The sequence below is a fragment of the Pseudoduganella sp. RAF53_2 genome, from assembly GCF_052113985.1.
Taxonomy (GTDB): Bacteria; Pseudomonadota; Gammaproteobacteria; order Burkholderiales; family Burkholderiaceae_D; genus Rugamonas.
Window position 1 is genome coordinate 1 of record NZ_JBFRDW010000792.1, and the last position, 2,389, is coordinate 2,389.

General features: G+C 63.7%; 1 protein-coding gene. It reads right to left on the reverse strand.

The features are described 5' to 3' along the window. On the reverse strand, positions 1-2,389 hold a 2,389-nt coding region (locus AB4Z11_RS29545; protein WP_442029419.1), incomplete at both ends, for a pectinesterase family protein.

Genomic DNA, 2,389 nt, shown 5'->3' on the forward strand with positions numbered 1-2,389 from the left:
CGGCCTGCGCGACCGCTGCGCGCCCTACCGCTGGCAGCGCGACCGCTGACTGCCCAAACGCCTGCTGCGCGGCTGCTGGCTGACCGGGGACCGGGTCGCGCCATGTGGCGACGGGGTTGCCGATTCCGGGCTTGGCGCCGGGTGCGCCGATCGCTGGCCAGCCGTCGCGCCATTGCATTGGCTGGAGGTGGACGATGCGGCCGTATGCCTGTTTATCCTGGAAATGCAGGAACCAGTCGCGGCCATCCTGCGCGCGCACCCATGCTCCCTGATGCGGGCCGTTGACCACAGAGCCGCCCTGCTCCATGACGACGCGTTCTTCGTAAGGTCCGCCGATCGCGCGGGAACGGAACACGGCTTGCCAGCCATCTTCCACGCCGCCAGCCGGCGCAAACACGTAATACCAGCCATCGTGCTTATAAAACTTGGGGCCTTCCAAGGTCTTGTAACCCGGCAGACGATTGCCGTCGATGACGACAAGGCCTTTCTCATCAAGCATACGCTGGCCGTCAGGAGACATCTGGCGCAACGTCAGCACATTGTTGAAGCCCGCCCGGCTCTTGGCCCATGCATGCAACAGATAAACCCTGCCATCGTCATCCCACAGCGGCGTCGGATCGATAATGCCCTTGCCCGGCAAGAGCAGATGCGGTGCGCTCCATGGACCTGCAAAGTTGGCGGCCGTGATCACGTAAACGCCGAAATCCGGGTCCGGATAGAAAATCCAGAATTTGCCGTCGTGATAGCGCAGGCATGGCGCCCACACGCCGTCGCCGTAACGCGGCACGGCAAAATGGGCCTCCGGCACCAGGCGCGGCAGCGCGTGACCGGCCAGCGTCCAGTTGACCATGTCCCTGGACGTCAGCAACGGCAGCCCCGGCACGCTGTTGAAGCTGGACGCAGTCATGTAATAGGTATCGCCGACGCGGATCGCATCAGGGTCTGAATAATCCGCATGCAGCACTGGATTCTGGTAATGGTCGAATACACGCAGACGATTGACCAGCTGTGCGGCCTCGCCTGCGCCGAGCACGCGGCCAGCCTTGCGCGACGACAGGTCGAGCGGCTTGCCTTCCAGGTCCATGGAGTTCGATTCGAACCAACCGGTGCCACCGCGCGGTTCTCCGCTCCAGCCGGCAGGCGCGATATGCGTGTCCATGCGGCTATTAATGTAGGTCACCTTGTCCCATGCAGTCGGCACGCCGAAACGGGCGAGGTAGATGGAGCCGGGCAGCGTATCATTGCCCGCCGGACCGGGGCCGTGGGTGAAACGGCTGTTCAGGAAGACAAAGCCGGGATCGTCCGTCCCTACAGTGCGTGCTTGCACGACGTATCCACCGCGTGCGGAGCCGCCGCTGTGGCCAAGCGAACGGATCTCGCACTCCTCGAACAATGCGCCATGGTTGAAGCCCCAGATGAAGTCAATCGTGCCGGCGATCAGGCTTTGGTAGAACCACGAGTAACCCTTTACCTGGATCGTGTCCTGCTCGCTGACAAAATTGGAATGCGTGGCGATGAAACGGCCTTCGCTGGAGAAGTTGACGGCTTCCGCTTGTCCGCCGATGGTCTTGCTGTTCCAGGTCGTGTTGAAGACCGTGAGCGTGTCCAGGGTCAGCATGTCGGCGTCTTCGATCAGGAAGACGGAACGGCCACCGTTGGCGCCAGGAGCCAACTGCGGCTGGCCGACGCCGCTGCCGGCGTTTCGGCCGTCGCTGTTCTCTTCGGCGATGACAACGCCTTCGCGGCTTTCGCCATGCAGAGTGACGTTGTTTTTGCCGCGCAGGTAAAGCAGTTCGTTGTAGCGGCCGTTGGCGATGTTGACGGTCACCGGTTCGTCACGCGGGACGTTGCGCATGACGTGATTTAGCGCGCCTTGCACGGTACGGAAGTCGGCGGCGCCGTCGTCATCGACCGTGATTACGCGGCTCGTCGGCGGCGCCGCGCGGGTGCGGAAGCGCCAGCCTGATGCCTTGCTGATGCCATCGAACGGCTTGTCCGCCAGACGTGCGCCTTTAAACAGGTTGCCGTCAACGGTGACGAAATACTCGGTGTTGTATGCCAGACGATTGTCATGAAGGCGGATTGTGGCCCTGCTGCCGTCCAGCTGGATTGGCTGCCAGCGTACGACGCGCGAATATCCGTCGGCGGTGGCGCCGATGGCGTTCACCTCATGGCCAACGTGAATTTCGTCCGCCAGCGCGTTATCCCTCGCGCGCCACACCCGCACGGTGCCCGCAACGCCAAGAACCGGGGCGGTGTCAAAGCGGAGCTGGAGGGTGCTGTCGACTGGCTGCCCGGTGGCGCCGGCGGCGGGCAAGGTGCGGCCCTGGAGCGCGTAGGTCTGGAGCGATGCCGCGAAGGCAGGCGCCACGCGGGCGCTCAGTGTGAC